The following is a 17794-nucleotide window of genomic DNA, read 5'->3' on the forward strand; positions in this document are numbered from 1 at the left end:
GCCTCATGGCGAGCGCGTCCATGGCCCAGCAGGCCGCGGACACCGTCGCGCCAGAACAGGCGGGTGGCGGCGCTGGGGGATTTGCCGCGATTTCCCCGCAGGTCAGTGCCGCGCTGGAGGCCAAGGCCGCAGGCCACCCGGTCGAGGCGCAAGACTGGATGGTCGCTGCCGCCAATCCGCATGCCGTCGCTGCAGGGGCGGAGGTTCTGCGCAACGGTGGCACGGCGGCGGATGCCATGATCGCGGTGCAGACGGTTTTGGGATTGGTAGAGCCGCAGTCGTCAGGCCTTGGCGGCGGGGCGTTCCTCGTCTGGCATGACGGCGAAAGCGGTGAGATCACCACTCTGGATGGCCGCGAAACCGCGCCGATGGCGGCGACCCCGCAATTGTTCCAGGACGCCGAGGGCGAACCGCTGGGCTTTTGGGATGCGGTGGTCGGCGGGCGCTCCGTCGGGGTGCCGGGAACGCCGGCGCTGATGCAGGCTGCGCATGACAAATGGGGCAAGGCCGAGTGGTCGGGCCTTTTCGATCCCGCGATTGAATTGGCCGAAGCGGGGTTCGAGGTTTCGCCTCGCCTTGCGCAATTGGTGGCGGACGATCCGTTGCGCCTCTCCCGTCAGGCGGAGGCCGCCGCATATTTCTTTCCGGACATGGCCCCGCTTGCCGCCGGATCGACGAAGACCAACCCCGACTATGCCAAGGTATTGAAAAAATTGGCATCAGAGGGCGCTTCCTCATTCTATACCGGGGACATTGCGCAGGGCATCGTGGACACGGTGACCGGGTTCGAAGCCAATCCCGGCGTGCTGAGCCTTGCCGATCTGGAAACCTACGAGGTGAAGGAGCGACCCGCCGTCTGCGCGCCGTTCCGGGGGCACGAGGTCTGCGGTATGGGCCCCCCGTCCTCCGGCGCGTTGACCGTGGGGCAGATCCTCGGGATGCTGGATGCCTCACAACCCGGCACGCCTGAGGAGGCGCAGACGTGGCGCAAGATAGGCGATGCCTCGCGCTTGGCCTTCGCGGATCGGGGCCGCTACATGGCGGACAGCGACTACGTCCCGATGCCGACCAAGGGGTTGGTCGACCCGAACTACCTGTCCGACCGCGCGGCGCTGCTGGACCGCGAGGATGCGCTGACAGAGGTCGCACCCGGCCAGCCCGCCTGGGACCATGCCATGCTGCTCGCCGATGACGAGAGCCTCGAATTCCCCTCCACCTCTCATATCTCGATCGTCGACAGCTACGGAAACGCCCTGTCCATGACGACCACGATCGAGAACGGCTTTGGCTCCCGCCTGATGACGCAGGGCTTCTTGCTGAACAACGAGCTGACGGATTTCTCTTTCCGCTCTCACGACGAGGGCGTGCCCATCGCCAACCGGGTCGAGCCGGGCAAGCGCCCCCGCTCCTCGATGGCGCCCACGATCGTTTGTCGCGATGGCGCGCCAGTGTTGGTGATCGGCTCTCCGGGTGGGTCGCGGATCATCGGCTACGTGGCGCAGGCCATCGTCGCGCATATTGACTGGGGAATGGACGTTCAGCAGGCCGTGGCCATGCCACACGCGGTCAACCGCTTCGGCACATATGATCTGGAGGCTGGAACCGACATGGCCGACCGAAAATCCCAGCTTGAAGAATTGGGCTTCGAGGTGAACATCCGCGACCTGAATTCCGGCCTGCACGCCATCGCATTGACCCAAACCGGGCTGCAAGGTGGGGCCGATCCGCGTCGCGAAGGCATAGCGCTCGGGGAATAGGCGGCGACCACCGGGGCGGATGGTTGATCGCTTCCGGCGTTCAGCCGCATGGGGGGCTTGGGAGCCGGATTGACCTGACACCATATGGATACACCGGCACGATCCGGGCGTCACGGCCGGGGCGCTTCATCGCTGTTCGGAGCAACTTAACACCTGAGTGTCGTTCACACCCCTTTGAGTGTGGTCTGAATTTCCCTGGCCAGCACTTCGGCCCCGAGTTCTGCGCGGAAATGCGCGACGATGTGATCGCGCCCCTCGACGGATAGGCGCATCAACGCGTCGGGGTCGTTGACCAGTGACCGGACGGTGCGGGCGAGCTGTCCCGGGTTCTTTGGCTCGACCAGATAGCCGGTGGACCCGTCGGCAATCAGCTCTTTGACACCACCGGCGTCCGTGCCGATGGTGGGCACGCCCATGGCCATCGCTTCCATATATGCGACGCCCAAAGGTTCGTGCCACGAGGCAAGAACAAAGAGATGCGCCGCCTCCAGTTTGGCTTTCACCTCGTCGGCAGAGATCGCACCGAGCAGTTTGACGTGATCCTGCAGATGAAGCTTTTTCAGATGCGCTTCGAGCTGGGTGCGGAAGCCGGTGCCGCCGTCGTCGTCTTCGCCTGCGATTTCGACCCGGACATCGACGCCTTGGTCGATCAATTGGCGGGTCGCGCCGAGGAGATCCTGATGGCCTTTGACCACGTTCAACCGCGCGCAGGAAAAGATGCGGACCGGCCTCCCGTGTTCCGGCGGAACGTAAGGCGTGCTGCGGGCCAGTTCGTTGGTGTCGACCCCCATGGGCCGAACCAAAAGGCGGTCGGGCAGTGAAGTGCCGAGAGCCTCGTGCACCTCACCCAACAGCTTCTGCGTGATGATCGTGGCAAAGCTGGCGCTGCGCCATTTGAATTTCTGACCCGGGCCGTAATCAGACAGCGGCCCATGCAGGGTCAGCGAATAGGTCGGTCCGCCCATGTGATGTTGCAGCGCCGCGATGAAAGATGCACGCGCGGCGGAATGGGCATGGATGTGGTCGAGGTTCAGCTTCTTGGCCATGCTGTGCAGCTTGTTTGCGGCAGCAAGGCTGATGAGGATGTCCTTGCTGAAGGCCGTCGGCTCGCGCAGTAGCCATTTGGGCAGGCCCTTTGGCGTCAACTTTGCCAGCGCGGCAAATGCCAGCAAGGGGTTCACCCGACCCAGGTAGGTGGTGCGCGCCATCGCCTCTCCGGCCCAGGCGTGAGAGATCAGTTTGGCGGGCGGTTTGCGTGTGGAGAAGACATGCACTTCGTGCCCCATCGCTTCGAGCGCTTTGATTTCGCGCCAGAAGAAGATGTGGGTTTGTCCCGGAAACTGCGGGACGATGTAACCGATGCGCAGGCCTTGCGGCAAAAGTGATTCCCTGAGGTGGTTTGGCAGCCCCGCCGTCCCATGGGCGGATTGCAGCAACTATTCGGGCTGGTATCATCATTTGGCCATAGTTAACTGCACATAAAGACGCTGAAGCGCTCGGGTTTTCTCCTGGGTGTGGCGTCGCGGGTACGGGTTTGGGTCGGAGCAAAGGCCATGGGTGGCATGCGGGCTACTGTTATATTGCCAGCGAGCAATGAGGCGGCACTGATTGGTGCGTGCCTGCAGGCGCTGTCAGCCTCTGATCCGGTGACCGGCGGCGTGCAGGTCATCGTGGTGGCAAATGGCTGTAGAGACGACACGGCAGCGCTGGCGCGGTCATTTGCCGAGCGGTTCGCGGCGCGCGGCTGGACGCTGGACGTGCTGGAACTGGCCGAGGGCGGCAAGCTGGGCGCGCTGAACGCGGGCGACGCCGTGGCCTGCGCGCCGATCCGGGTCTACCTCGACGCAGATGTGATCCTGACGCCGCAGCTTTTGGCACAGGTGGTCGATGTGCTTGACGTCCCAGCGCCACGCTATGCCAGCGGGGCCCTTAGGATCACCGCCCGGGGCGCGATCAGTCGGGCCTATGCGCGGATGTGGGCGCGGGTGCCCTTCATGCGCGACGGGGTGCCCGGCTGCGGTCTGTTCGCGGTGAATGCCGCAGGGCGCGCGCGTTGGGGCGAATTTCCCGATATTATCTCTGACGACACCTTTGTGCGCTTGAGCTTTACCCCGGAGGAGCGCATCGGTGTTCCCGCGCCCTACGACTGGCCTATCGCCGAAGGATTTGGCAGGCTGGTGCGGGTGCGACGCAGACAGGATGCCGGTGTCGAACAGATTACAAAAGACTACCCGCATTTGTTGAAAAACGACGACAAAAAGGTCTTGTCCAAACGGGATAAGGTCAAGCTGGCTCTGCGGGATCCGCTGGGCTTTGCGGTGTATTCGGGGGTGGCCATGATGGTCAGGTTGACGAAGCGAGACGGGCAAGGGTGGAGCCGCGGGCGATGAGCATGGCGGGCCGCTTTGCCATGTTGCGCGGAGACGGGCTTGGCGCGCGGGTTATGCGCTCGTCGTTGCTGACGGTGGGCGGCTTCGGCTTTTCTCAGGTTGTGCGTCTGGCGTCGAACCTTATCCTGACGCGGCTGCTTTTCCCCGAGGCCTTTGGCCTGATGTCGCTGGTCATGGTTTTCCTGATGGCGCTGCATCAGTTTTCCGACGTGGGCGCGATCCCCGCAATTCTCCAAAGCAAGCGCGGCGACGACCGGGATTTTCTCGACACGGCCTGGACGATGCAGGTTCTGCGCGGGGGTGGTTTGTGGCTTGTGGCCTGTGCACTGGCATGGCCCATGTCGCGGATCTACGACGCACCAGAACTGGCGCTGATGCTGCCGGTGGCGGCGCTGACCTCTGTGATCGACGGGTTCCGGCCCACGGCTATGGTGACGGCGAACCGTCACCTGATGCTGGGACGGGTCACGCTGTTGGACATGTTCGTACAGTTGTCCGGCGTTATCGCTGCTGTGGTGCTGGCGTGGTGGTGGGGGTCAGTCTGGGCGCTGGTGGTGTCGGCGCTGGTGGGCTCGTTGGTTCAGGTCTGGCTGAACACTCAATTTCTGCCCGGCCCGCGCAACCGCTTCGTCTGGGAGGAGGAGGCCCGCAAAGAGCTGTTTTCTTTTGGGAAATGGGTGCTCCTCGCCACCATCGCGGGGTTCTTTTACAATCAGGCGGACAAGATCCTTATGGGCAAGGCGCTGCCGCTGGATGTGTTCGGGGTCTATAACATCGGCTTCTTCTGGGCATCGTTCCCACTGATGCTGGGTTACATGGTGACGCAGAAGATCCTGATACCGATCTACCGGGACACGCCCCCGAAAGAGAGCGCCGAGAACTTTGCCCGTCTGCGCAAGATGCGCGTGGCGGTGACGGCGCTGTTGCTGGGCTGTGTCGGAGTGTTTGCACTGGGCGCGGTCTGGCTGGTGCAACTGCTGTACGATTCACGCTATGAACAGGCGGGGGCCGTGGCTGTGGTGGTGGCCTGTGCGCAAATGCCGGTTTTGATCGTGATGACGTATGATCAGGCGGCGCTTGCGGCGGGAGATTCAAAGCGGTTTTTCGTGCTTGCCCTGTCGCGGGCCGTGCTGGTCTGGATCGGGTTGCTCATCGGGTTGGAGTTTGCGGGTCTGCTGGGGGCGCTGATCGGGCAGGGGCTGTCTTATTTCGCGGCCTATCCTGTGGTGGTCTGGCTGGCGCGGCGCATGGGGGCGTGGGACGGACTGCATGATCTGGGGTTCGGGCTGCTGGCTTTGGCTTTGGCGTCGCTCGCGCTATGGGTGAACTGGGGCGCTGTGAGCGGCCTTGCCGGGTGAACGCTGGCCAAAAGACGTAAGGCCGCGCAGAGGGTCATGTGTTGTTCATTATTTTGTTCCGCAGCGGCTTTGAAATAATGAATTGTTGTATGAAAGTAGACAATGAAGCCTGAATTGCGGCCTTTACCTTAGGTAAATCCTAAAAAGCGCCCCATTTTTCGCACATTGTCAAAGCATGATGTAAGCATGTTTGTTTAAGGTGGATTGGGCATGACGCACCATTGGGGCGAAAACGACATTGCGATTGTTGGCATGGCTGCGCATCTTCCGGGGGCGGCAGACATTCACGCCTACTGGCAGAATTTGCGCGACGGGGTCTCTTCGATCCGGCGTTTGTCAGAGGAAGAGCTGCGCGCCGCGGGCGAAGATCCCGGCCTGATGCGGCACCGCGATTATGTGCCGTTTGCCGCACCGCTCGAAGGGTTTGCCCAATTCGATGCGGAGTTTTACGGCCTGTCGCCCAAGGATGCGGCCATCATGGACCCGCAGCACCGTCAATTTCTGGAATGCGCGTGGGAAGCGATGGAGACCGCCGGTCATGTGCCCGAGGGGTTCGACGGCCAGATCGGCGTCTTCGCGGGCTGCGGCATGGGATCCTATTTCTATTTCAACGTCTGTTCGAATCCGGACCTCGTGGACAGTACGGGGATGTTCCTGCTGCGCCACACGGGCAACGACAAGGATTTCATGACCACGCGCCTGTCGCACATCATGGATCTGAAGGGGCCGTCGATCAACTTGCAGACGGCGTGTTCGACCTCCTTGGTGGCGGTGCATTACGGCGTGCAGGCGTTGCTGAATGGCGAATGCGACATGGTGCTGGCGGGCGGCGTGACGATAGAGTTGCCGCAGGGGCGCGGCTATCTGTACAAGGAAAACGAAATCCTGTCGCCAGACGGGGCCTGCCACGCCTTTGATCACCGGGCCAAGGGGACGGTGTTCGGCTCTGGCGCAGGCTGCGTGGTCCTGCGGCGCATGGCGGATGCGGTGGCCGATGGCGACCACATCTGGGGCGTCATCAAGGGCACGGCCGTCAACAACGACGGCGCGGCCAAAGCTGGTTACCTCGCGCCGTCGGTCGAAGGGCAGGCCGCTGCGGTGGCCGAGGCGCAGGCGATTGCGGGCGTCACATCGGACACGGTGGATTACGTCGAATGTCACGGCACGGGCACCTATCTGGGCGACCCGATCGAGGTCGCGGCGCTGACGGAGGCGTTCCGCGAGACCTCTGGCGCGGTGGGGCATTGCCGGATCGGATCGGTGAAGACCAACATCGGCCACCTGGACACGGCGGCGGGTGTTGCATCGCTGATCAAGGCGTCCTTGGCACTGCATCACGCGCAGATACCGCCATCGCTGGGCTATGAGGCACCGAACCCGGCGATCGGGTTCGAGGGTTCGCCGTTTATGGTAAATGACCGGTTGACCGATTGGACGCGCGGCGATCATCCGCGGCGTGCCGGGGTGAATGCACTCGGTGTTGGCGGCACGAATGCACACGTGGTGCTGGAAGAGGCGCCGGAACGCGCGGCAGGCGACGCGAGCGACTGGCCGTTCCAGATCCTGACGGTCTCGGGTCGGTCCAAGGCGGCGCTGGAGGCGAACGCGGCGCGACTGGCGGCGCATCTGCGCGCACATCCCGAACAGGATCTGGCAGATGTGGCCTGGACGCTGAAAGACGGTCGACGGGCATTCGAGCGGCGCATGATTGTGGTGGCAGACAGCCATTCAGAGGCTGCGGATCTGCTGGAGGGCAAAAACCCGCGTCGCCTTCATCTGCACAGTGCGTTGGAGCGGCCCGAGGTGGTGTTCATGTTCCCCGGCGGTGGCGCGCAATACGCGGGCATGGCGCGGGATTTGTACGAGACGGAGCCGGTCTTTGCCGAGTGGATGGATCGCGGCCTGACACATCTGGAGACGCTGATGGACGCGTCTCAGGTGAGTATTCCAGAAGCAGAGAAACATAACGTTCGCGCACTTTGGTTGCCGGAGGATGATGTGGCGGCTGCGGATGCGGCGCTTTTGCGACCCTCGTTGCAGCTGCCGTTGATCATGATCACCGAATATGCGCTGGCGCAGATGTGGATGGGGTGGGGCGTGATGCCTGCTGCCCTGACCGGACATTCCATGGGAGAGAACACGGCGGCCTGTCTGGCGGGCGTGATGTCGTTCGAGGATTGCATCGGTTTGGTGCATTTGCGCGGGCGGCTGTTCGACACCGTTCCGGAGGGCGGGATGCTGTCAGTGAGCCTGAGCGCCGCTGATTTGCGGCCGCTGCTGGGCGCCGATCTGGACCTTGCGGCGGAGAACGGGGTGGAACTGTCAGTTGCCTCCGGCCCGCAGGCGGCGCTGGATCAGCTGGAGGCGGTTTTGGCCGCGCGTGGTGTGGATTGCCAACGCATCGGCATCAACATAGCGGCGCATAGCCGGATGCTGGAGCCGATCCTTGCTGAGTTCGAGCGCTATCTGCGCAGCATTGCACTGCATCCGCCGAAGATCCCGCTGACGTCGAACCGCACGGGGCGGATGATGACGGATGCGCAGGCGATGGACCCGGCCTATTGGGTTGGGCATCTGCGCGGGTCGGTTCTGTTTGCCGATTGCCTGAGCGCGGTGGCTGGGGATGACCGCGTGCTGTTGGAGGTTGGACCGGGCAAGGCGCTGTCCTCTCTGGCACGGGCGCATCCGGAGGTGGGCGCGCAGGCGGTGCTGTCCTCTCTGCGGCACCGCGACGAAGAGATCGCCGACGACAAACATATGTTCGAGATCCTGGGGCGACTGGCGGCGCTTGGCGTGTCGACCGACTGGGCGCAGATTTGGGGAGGCGCGCGGCGCAATCGCGTTGTGCTGCCGACCTATGCCTTTCAACGACAAGAGTATTTCATCGCGCCCGGGGAGGCCGTGAGCCAGCGACCGACCTTCCTGACGCGCACCGACGATGTGTCCGGTTGGGGGTGGAAGCCTGTCTGGCGGCCCCGCGCGGCGGAGGTCGAAGTCGATGTGGCGCATGGTCTGGGCGATGCTGCGCCGCAGGTCTGGCTGATGTTCGAGGACGAGGGCGGTGTGGCCGCGCGGCTGTCGACCCGTCTGCGCGCGGCGGGGCATCAGGTGGTCGCGGTGCGGCCCGGCGATGCTTTTGCCCGGGTGGGCGAGGGCTATGTCCTGGCACCGGAGCGCGGGCGCGAAGGGTTCGATCTGTTGCTGGCGGACCTCGGTGCGCGGGGGCTGTTGCCGACGCGGATCGGTCATTTCTGGTTGCTGACCGAAGGCGAAGGGCACCGGCCCGGATCGTCGTTCTTCCATCGCGTTCAGGAACAGGGGTTTTACAGCCTTCTGTTCCTTGCGCAGGCCCTGGAAGGCGAAGGCGTTGCGCGTCCCTTGCATATCGACGTTGTGACCAATGGCGCGGTCAGGCTGCGTGACGAGGGCCTGCCCTATCCCGAAAAGGCCACCGTGGCTGGTCCGGCGCGGGTGATCCCGCGCGAGATGCCGGATGTGACGGTGAACTGTCTCGACGTGGTGTTGCCGGTGTCGGGCGATGCCCCGTTCTGGGCGCACGGTCGAATGATGGCCGAGGCCGAGGCAGCGCGCGAAGCACTTGACCTGCGACTTCTGGAAGAACTGCTGGCAGAGCCGCGCGATGGGCAGGCGGCGTTGCGCGGGGATAGGCGATTTGATCGCGTGATGAAACCAATGCCGCTGGAAGACGCCGCGCCGGTGCAGGCCGATGTGGTTCTGCTGACGGGCGGATTTGGCGGCATCGGACTGACCCTCGCACAGGATCTGGCATCGGGGGGGACAAAGCTGGCGCTGCTGGCACGGCAGGCTCTGCCGGAGCGTGCGGAATGGCCGGATTATCTGAAACGTCATGCACCGCAGGACCGCGTGGCGCAGCGCATACGTGCCGTGCAATCGCTGGAGGACGCGGGCGCAAAGGTTATGGTTGTGGCCGCTGACGTCTGCAATGCGGGTCAGATGCGCACGGCCCGCGATGCGGTGACGGCGCGGTTCGGCCCGATCAGCGGTGTGATCCACGGCGCAGGTGTGATTGACGATGGCCCGCTGCTGGCAAAATCCCCGGCCTCGGTCGAGGGTGTGTTCACGCCGAAGATCCACGGCACCGACGTGCTGGGGGAGGTTTTTCCAGACGGCACGCTCGACTGGATGGTATTGTTTGCCTCGTCCTCCACCGTGACCGCCCCGGCGGGGCAGGTGGATTACGTCGCCGCAAACGAATATCTCAACGCATTTGCGCAGGCCCGGTCTGGCAAGACGCGGGTTGTGGCGTTGAACTGGGGCATCTGGAACGAAGTCGGCATGGCGGCGGAGGCCGTGGCCGCACGCACCGGCGATCTGCCCGATGCGCCGGAAGAGCCGGTGGCCCTGCCGCTGCTCGACGTGGCGCGCTTTGACGCACAGGGAAATCGCGTGTTTGCCGCCTCTTACAGCGCGGATGATTGGTGGATCGACGAACACCGGACTCGTGCGGGTGATGCGCTGTTGCCCGGCACCGGCTATCTGACATTGGCGGCACATGCCTTGCGTGCGCATCACGAGGACGGGCCGTTCGAGCTGCGGGATCTGAGTTTTCTGCGTCCCCTCAAGGTCGCCGATCAGGGCGCGCGACAGGTGGAGGTGACGCTCACGCGCACCGACAGCGGCTATGGGTTTGAGGTCGCAGCGGATGTGTCGCTGAACGGGCGGCATGGCTTTGCCGCGACGGCCGAGGGCGCGCTGTCGCTGCTGCCCATGGGCACGCCGGAGCCAGTGGATCTGGACGCGCTGCGTGCGCGTTGTGGTGCCGCAAGAGAGGCCGCAGGCGCGCCGCTCGTCAGTGCGCAGGAGGTGCATCTGAGCTTTGGTCCGCGCTGGAAGGTGCTGCGCCGCGCTGCGCTGGGCCAGGGCGAAGGCGTCGCGGAACTGGAACTGGGATCAGAGGCGGCGGACGACGGCTGTTTGCTGCATCCGGCGCTGATGGACATCGCGACCGGCTGGGCGATGGAGCTGATCGAGGGCTATCAGGCGACGCATCTGTGGGTGCCGGTGCGCTACGCCTCGGTCAAGGTGTATGAGGCGCTGCCTGCGCGCGTGGTCTCCTGGGTGCGCAATGCCGCCGAGAACCGAGCCGACCGCGAAACCGCGGTGTTCGACGTGACGCTGTGTGATGTAGATGGGCGCGTTTGTGTCGAGGTGAAGGGATTCACCATCCGCAAGCTGGCCTCGCTCGACGTGCTGCGCGATGCGCCGCGACTGACCCCGGCGGAGGTGCGCTTTGACGAGCCAAGCACAGCGCAGGCCCTGTCCCCGGCGGAGGAGCGGCTGGCGCACAATCTGTCGCAGGGCATCCTGCCCGCCGAGGGGGTCACGGCGTTTCACCGTGTTCTGGCCAGTGGCGAGCGGCAGGTGGTGGTGTCCTCGATGGATTTGCCGGCACTGGTCGCTCAGGCCGGCGCGGTGGAGGCAACGGCCACGCAGAATTTTGAGCGGCCCCAATTGGAAAGCGATTTCGTCGCACCTGAGGGCGAGATCGAAGAGCGGCTGGCAGGCTTCTGGCAGGAGCTTTTGGGCGTGTCGAACGTGGGTGTCGAGGACAGCTTTTTCGACCTTGGCGGGCATTCGCTGATCGCGGTGCGCCTGTTTGCCATGATCAAGAAGGCCTTCCGCGTGGATTTCCCGATCTCGGTTTTGTTCGAGGCACCCACCATTCGCGCCTGTGCCGCGCTGATCGAAGCAGAGATCGGTCCGGTGGACGGCGCGGCCCGGGCCGAAGCGCCACAACGGCGGTTCCGGCATCTGGTGGCCATGCACGAGGGCGACGGTGGGCCGCGGCAGCCGTTCTTCCTGATCGCGGGGATGTTCGGCAACGTATTGAACTTGCGTCACCTTGCGCATCTTCTAGGGTCGGATCGCCCGTTTTATGGCGTGCAGGCGCGTGGCCTGTATGGCGGCGAAACCCCGCATGACAGCATCGAGGACGCCGCCCGCGATTACATCGCGGAAATGCGGCAGGTGCAGCCACATGGGCCGTACATGCTGGGCGGGTTTTCCGGCGGGGGCATAACTGCCTACGAGATCGCGCACCAGTTGGAGGCTGCGGGCGAGCAGGTCTCGCTGGTGGTCATGCTGGACACGCCCTTGCCGCAGCGCCGCCCGCTGGAACTGGTGGATCGGGTGATCATCCAAGGGCATAAGGCGCGGGAAAAGGGCCTTCTTTATCCCTTCGTATGGGCCAGAAACCGCATCGCCTGGGAGATCGCCAAGCGTCGCGCGCCGGGCGAAACCGAGGCGGCGCATGGCTTCCATAATGCAGAGATCGAAGCAGCCTTCTATCGCGCGATCAACGCCTACACCGTTGCGCCATGGGACGGTCGTCTGGTGCTGTTCCGGCCGCCGCTGTCCGGCCAGTGGACAGTGTCGGGCGGCAAATTGGTCAATTCGGAGCGCACTTACGTGTTGGAGGACAACGACTGGCGCTCCGTGGCGCCGCAGGTGGAGGTCCACGAGGTGCCGGGGGATCACGATTCCATGGTGCTGGAGCCAAACGTGCGCGTGCTGGCCGGCCTGATGCGCGACGTGATCGAGGACGCCGAGAGACCAATGGGCGACGTCGTGCCCTTTCCCAGCCACGCGGCGGAGTAGATCATGGCACGCATTTTAGTCGTATCGCTGAACTTCCGCACACCGGAGATGACATTGAAATCGGCCCATGCCGCGCTGGCGGCGATGCAAGGGCTTGAGGCGGAGCTGGTCATCGTGGACAACGATTCCGGCGATGGATCATATGACTGGCTCTGCGCGCAGGTCGCGGCGCAGGCGCTGCCGATCCGTGTCATTCAGTCGGGCCACAACGGCGGTTTTGGCGCGGGCAACAACGTCGGCATCCGCGCGGGCATGTCTGATGGTGGCCGCCCCGATTACGTCTACCTGCTGAATTCGGATGCTTTCCCCACGACCGATGCCATCGCAAAGCTGCATGACCACCTGGAAGCGCATCCGCGCGCCGGCTGCGCCGGGTCGTACATCCACGGCGAGGACGGGGAGGCGCATATGACGGCCTTCCGCTTTCCGTCCATCGCGTCAGAGTTCGAAGGCGCCATCCGCTTTGGCCCGGTGTCTCGCGTGTTGTCGCGCTGGCGTGTGCCTTTGGCCGTGCCGGAGGCCACGCAAAAGGTCGACTGGCTGGCGGGCGCCTCGATGATGCTGCGCATGGATGCGCTGGAGCAGAGCGGGCTCTTTGACGAGGTCTATTTCCTCTATTTCGAAGAGACAGACCTGTGTCTGCAACTGGCGCAGCACGGCTTTGAGACGCACTATGTGCATGACAGCGCGGTGATGCACATCGGCTCTGTCTCGACCGGAATGCGGCGCTGGGAACGTATTCCCGGCTATTGGCTGGACAGCCGCTGGCATTATTTCTCCAAGAACCACGGGCGGTTATATGCCGCGGGGGCGACGTTGGCACATGGCTTGGGCGGTGCGCTCTGGCGGGTGCGGCGACGGCTTCAGGGTAAGCCGCCCGCCGATCCGAAACATTTTCTGCGCGATCTTTTGAAACACGACCTGTCAGCCGCGACGCGCCCCTTGCCGGGTGTCGCTGCGGCACAAAGGAGGGACGATCATGTCCAAGTTTGACTGCGTTTTGATGGGGAACGACACCCTGACCGTGCAATGCGGCGAGATGGCTCTGGCCCGTGGCCACCGGCTCCGCGCAGTGGTGACGCATGACGCTGGGGTGACGACCTGGGCCGAGGGGCGCGGCCTGCGCGTCGAGTCCTACGGCAAGGATCTGGCAACGCGGTTGGGGCAGTTCGACTGGCTGCTGTCCATCGCCAATCTGGAAATCGTGTCGGACAATGTCTTGTCTTGTGCCAAGCGGGGGGCAGTGAATTTTCACGACGGTCCCTTGCCGCGCCATGCCGGGCTGAACGCGCCGGTCTGGGCGCTGCTGGAAGGCGAGACACAGCACGGCATCTCCTGGCACATGATCGAGGGCGGCGTGGACGAAGGCGATGTGCTGGTGCAACGCCTGTTCGACGTCACGGATCAGGACACGGCCCTGACGCTGAACACAAAGGCCTGGGAGGCGGCGCTCGACAGTTTTCCGGCGGTGCTGGATCAACTGGCGCATGGATTGGAACGCCAGCCGCAGGATCTGTCGCAACGCAGCTATCACGGCTTGAAGGATCGGCCGGAGGGTCACGGCCTGCTCGACCTGACACGGCCCGCGTCAGAGCTGGCGCGGCAGGTGCGTGCACTGGATCACGGACCGTATTGGAACCCATTGTGTGTTGCGAAACTGCGCACGCCTTCGGGGGTGTGGCGTGTGGCAGAGGCATCGGTGATGGACGGCCACGCCGCAGCGGGCACAGTGTTGGAGGCCGACGCGAGACTGTTGGTGGCCTGCGGTGACGGGGCCTTGGCGCTGGAGGTGACGCGCATCTGCGGCGCGCCGGTTGCATTGGCCGAGGTGGCGTCTGTCGGTGACGTCTTGCCCTTGGGGGCGACAGGGTCGGCCAAGGCGGCCGTCGCGGTGGAACGCGCGGCCCGCAAGGCGTTTGCCAGTTACGCCCCGGCGACGGTGCCGGGTGCAGGGGGCGCCTCGGGCGACGTGCAGACACGGGCCCTGACCCGAAGTGTCGAGGCGCGGGACGTGGCGGTTTGGGCTGCGCAACTGGCGGGCCATGCGGTGGATCTGGCCTGGCACGATGCCGGGAACGACCTGCAAGGCGACTGGGCGCTCTGGCGTGATGGTCGGGTGTTGCCCTTTGCCCGCGACCTGTTCGTGCGGGCGCCAGAACTCGACTGGCCAGAGGTGCCCGCCATTGGCCTGAGCCAAGACGGTTTTGTCGCCGGAACCGTGGTGACTGTGGACCTGCACTCTGGCGCGTTCCTCTATGACAGTGGGAAGATCGCGCCGCAAATGGCGGAGATCCTCGCGGCACGTCTGGACAGCGGCACGGCACTGCCAGACACGGAGCGCGCCCTGATCGACGCGGCCAACGCCACAGACTTTGACCATGACCGCGCGTTGACCATGCAGACCGCCTTCGAAGCGCAGGTGGCGCGCACGCCGGACGCGGCGGCGCTGATCTTTGAGGACGTGCACCTGTCTTACACGGAGCTGAACGCCCGTGCGAACCGCGTTGCGCATTTGCTGCGCGACATGGGCGTGGGTCCGGATTCGGTGGTCGGCCTGTGTGTGGGGCGGTCGGTTGACATGATGGTCGGTGCGCTGGGCATTCTGAAGGCAGGCGGGGCCTATCTGCCCATGGACCCAAGCTATCCGGCGGATCGGTTGGAACATTTTGTCGAGGACAGCGGCGCGCAGGTGATCGTGACGCAGGCCGCGATGGAGCAGGCCTTGCCCCGCCACGCGGCGCAGGTCCTGGTGCTGGACGCCGAACCGCGTCTGGCCGAGATGGCCGACACCGATCCCGTGCCGCTCAGCGGGCCGGAGCATCTGGCCTACATGATTTACACCAGCGGCTCCACCGGCAAGCCGAAGGGCGTCATGGTCGAACACCGCAACGCGGTGAATTTTTATGTCGGCATGGATCAGCATATCCCGACGCCGGGCGTCTGGCTGGCTGTCACCTCGCTGTCCTTCGACATCTCGGTGCTGGAGCTGTTCTGGACCACGGCGCGGGGTCTGACAGTTGTACTGACCGGCGACGAAGACCGCGGCCTGATTTCCAACGGGCCGATGCCGTCGGTCGGTGGGATGGAATTTTCCCTCTATTATTGGGGCAATGACGACGGTGCCGGTCGCGACAAGTATAAGCTGCTGCTGGACGGTGCAAAGTTCGCTGATGACAATGGCTTTGTCGCGGTCTGGACGCCGGAGCGGCACTTTCACGCCTTTGGCGGACCCTATCCGAACCCGTCCGTGACGGGCGCTGCGGTCGCCGGGGTGACGCGCAACATCGGCGTGCGTGGCGGCTCCGTGGTTGCCCCGCTGCACCATCCCGCCCGCATCGCCGAGGAATGGGCGGTGATCGACAACCTCACCAACGGGCGCGCGGGCATGGCCATCGCCTCTGGCTGGCAGCCTGATGATTTCGTGCTGCGGCCCGAAAACACGCCGCCGGAAAACAAGCCCGCGATGATGCGGGATCTGGATATCGTGCGGCGGCTATGGCGGGGGGAGGCCGTGTCCTTTCCTCGCCAGGACGGCTCCCTGCACGAGGTGGTGACACAGCCCCGCCCGGTGTCAAAAGAACTGCCGGTCTGGGTTACCACGGCGGGCAACCCCGCCACGTGGATCGAGGCAGGTAAGGCAGGCTGCAACGTGCTGACGCACCTGCTGGGCCAGTCGGTCGACGAGGTGGGCGAGAAGATCAAGCTCTACCATGCGGCGCTGCGCGAGGCGGGCCACGACCCGGCGGATTTCAAAGTGTCGTTGATGTTGCACACCTTCATCGCAGAGACCCGCGAACAGGCGCGGGAGATCGCGCGCGGTCCGATGAAGGATTACCTCAATTCCGCCGCTGGCCTGATCAAACAATACGCTTGGGCGTTTCCGGCGTTCAAGCGGCCCGAGGGGGCGCAAAATGCGTTCGACTTGCAGCTCGACGGGCTGGAGGCGGAGGAGCTGGATGCGATCCTAGATTATGCGTTCGAGCGCTACTTCAATGACAGCGGCCTGTTCGGCACGGTGGAGGATGCGCTGGCACGGGTCGAGCAGGTGAAGGACATCGGCGTGACCGAAGTGGCCTGTCTGATCGACTACGGCATCGACCCTCAGGTTGTGCTTGATGGTTTGCGCCCGCTGGCCGAAGTCGTCGCACAGGCCAACGAGGAACGCGCGCTGGCGGACGACGACTTCTCCATCGCGGCGCAGATCGTGCGGCATGGGGTGACGCATCTGCAATGTACGCCGTCGATGGCGCGGATGATCGCCATGAACGACGAGGCGCGCTTTGCCCTGAAGGGGGTGCAGCATCTCTTCCTCGGGGGGGAGCCGCTGCCCGGCGCGCTTGTTCAGGAGTTTGCAGAGATCACCGGCGCCACCGTGACCAACATGTACGGCCCGACAGAGACGACGATCTGGTCCTCCTGCACCCGTGCCGCGCCGGGGGAGGCGGTGGTAAATGTGGGCCTGCCGCTGGCAAACCAGCAGATGTATGTGCTGGATGATGACCAGCAGCCCGTGGGCATCGGTCAGGAAGGTGAGCTCTGGATCGGTGGCGAGGGTGTCACGCGGGGCTATTGGCATCGGCCCGATCTGACGGCAGAACGCTTCGTCGCCAACCCATTCGGTGCGGGACGGATGTACCGGACCGGAGACCTGGTGCGCAGGCGTCCCGATGGAAAGCTCGACTTTGTGGGGCGCGTCGACAATCAGGTGAAGCTGCGCGGCTACCGGATCGAATTGGGCGAAATCGAAGCCTGTCTTGAGGCGATCGAAGGTGTCACCCAAGCGGTCGTGGTCGCGCGGGAGGACGTGCCCGGCGACGTGCGGCTGGTGGGGTATTACACCGGCACGGCGCAAGAAGAGACGACGCTCAAGACAGCCATAGCACGGGATCTGCCCAGCTTCATGGTGCCGGGGCGGTTCGTGTCATTGCAACGCTTCCCCCTGACGCCGAACAAGAAGGTGGATCGCAAGGCGCTGCCAGTGCCGACTTCGGTCGCCACTCCTATGGTTGCCGCGCCAATCCCTGTCGCAAGCAAACCGGAGGCCAGCACCACTCAGGTTGCCCCGGCTGAGGTCGAGGCCCGCGTGGCCGCGATCTGGACCCGTTTCCTTGGCGTGGCAGGGCCGAAGGGGTCAGACAACTTCTTTGACCTCGGTGGGCATTCCTTGTTGGCAGTCCAGGTGCATCGGGCGCTTCGCGAGGAACTGGGCGCGGCGAAGCTGTCAATCACCGACATCTTCCGATTGCCCAGGCTGGCCGATCTGTCTGCGCGGGTGGCCGAGTTGACCAATGGTGTGCCGCAGGCTGCCGCAACCAACCCAAAGCCCGCGAAAGGCCCGTCCGTCGCGCCTCCGGTCGCGGTCTCGGCCCCTGCGATGCCAGTCGCGGCGACGGGGAACCCACGCGCCGATGCGCGGGCCGAAGCGATGGCCCGCCGCCGTGCCATGAGATCACATCGCAGCGCCTGATCCTTACATGACCAAAAGCACGCGGAACGCCTCAGGGGAAACTCTGGGGCGTTTTGCGCTGTTCTGAGCAGGTGAATGATCAGGTGAGTCGCCGGAACATGCGCCCTGATGCGGCCCGACTTCAGCCCGTTTCGGACAAGGTTCTGTTTACTTTTGTCCCCGTGTAACGCGTTTCAACACGTG

Annotated in this window: 7 protein-coding genes; 6 read left to right on the plus strand and 1 reads right to left on the minus strand. The window is 64.4% G+C overall.

Annotation, left to right across the window (positions count from 1 at the left end; genetic code table 11):
* The first annotated feature begins 20 nt into the window (after positions 1 to 20).
* A complete protein-coding gene (gene ggt / locus J4E08_RS05090) occupies positions 21 to 1757 on the plus strand; it encodes a gamma-glutamyltransferase (RefSeq protein ID WP_502949244.1) in 1737 nt (578 codons plus the stop codon).
* A 164-nt stretch (positions 1758 to 1921) separates the two neighbouring features.
* On the opposite strand, the gene epsE is transcribed toward ggt, so the two are convergent.
* A complete protein-coding gene (gene epsE, locus J4E08_RS05095) occupies positions 1922 to 3136 on the minus strand; it encodes an exopolysaccharide biosynthesis GT4 family glycosyltransferase EpsE (protein WP_349537564.1) in 1215 nt (404 codons plus the stop codon).
* 183 nt (positions 3137 to 3319) lie between these two features.
* On the opposite strand from epsE, the gene J4E08_RS05100 reads away from it, so the two are divergent.
* The 5 genes from J4E08_RS05100 to J4E08_RS05120 all read left to right on the plus strand — a co-directional run bounded on the left by J4E08_RS05100 (position 3320) and on the right by J4E08_RS05120 (position 17611).
* On the plus strand, positions 3320 to 4147 hold the full coding sequence (locus J4E08_RS05100) for a glycosyltransferase family 2 protein (protein WP_349537565.1): 828 nt from the start codon (positions 3320 to 3322) through the stop codon (positions 4145 to 4147).
* Between the two features lie 2 nt (positions 4148 to 4149).
* Positions 4150 to 5505: an oligosaccharide flippase family protein gene (locus J4E08_RS05105; protein ID WP_183962984.1), complete on the plus strand. Its 1356-nt coding sequence runs from the start codon at positions 4150 to 4152 to the stop codon at positions 5503 to 5505.
* Positions 5506 to 5715: 210 nt separating this feature from the next.
* Positions 5716 to 12144 carry a type I polyketide synthase gene (locus tag J4E08_RS05110; RefSeq protein WP_349537566.1) on the plus strand — a complete coding sequence of 2143 codons (6429 nt, stop codon included), beginning with the start codon at positions 5716 to 5718 and terminating at the stop codon, positions 12142 to 12144.
* Positions 12145 to 12147: 3 nt separating this feature from the next.
* Positions 12148 to 13137, plus strand: coding sequence for a glycosyltransferase family 2 protein (locus J4E08_RS05115; protein ID WP_349537567.1), 990 nt, complete (start codon positions 12148 to 12150; stop codon positions 13135 to 13137).
* On the plus strand, positions 13124 to 17611 hold the full coding sequence (locus tag J4E08_RS05120; RefSeq protein ID WP_349537568.1) for a MupA/Atu3671 family FMN-dependent luciferase-like monooxygenase: 4488 nt from the start codon (positions 13124 to 13126) through the stop codon (positions 17609 to 17611). Before J4E08_RS05115 ends, J4E08_RS05120 begins: the two co-directional genes overlap by 14 nt.
* The last annotated feature ends 183 nt before the right edge of the window (positions 17612 to 17794 follow it).

Source organism: Sagittula sp. NFXS13 (assembly GCF_040148795.1).
Classification (GTDB): domain Bacteria; phylum Pseudomonadota; class Alphaproteobacteria; order Rhodobacterales; family Rhodobacteraceae; genus Sagittula; species Sagittula marina.

Bases quoted from the DNA above. Each gene is read 5' to 3' on its own strand.
- ggt (WP_502949244.1), top strand. From the start codon at position 21: ATGGCCCAGCAGGCCGCGGACACCGTCGCGCCAGAACAGGCGGGTGGC.
- J4E08_RS05100 (WP_349537565.1), top strand. From the start codon at position 3,320: ATGCGGGCTACTGTTATATTGCCAGCGAGCAATGAGGCGGCACTGATT.
- J4E08_RS05105 (WP_183962984.1), top strand. From the start codon at position 4,150: ATGGCGGGCCGCTTTGCCATGTTGCGCGGAGACGGGCTTGGCGCGCGG.
- J4E08_RS05110 (WP_349537566.1), top strand. From the start codon at position 5,716: ATGACGCACCATTGGGGCGAAAACGACATTGCGATTGTTGGCATGGCT.
- J4E08_RS05115 (WP_349537567.1), top strand. From the start codon at position 12,148: ATGGCACGCATTTTAGTCGTATCGCTGAACTTCCGCACACCGGAGATG.
- J4E08_RS05120 (WP_349537568.1), top strand. From the start codon at position 13,124: ATGTCCAAGTTTGACTGCGTTTTGATGGGGAACGACACCCTGACCGTG.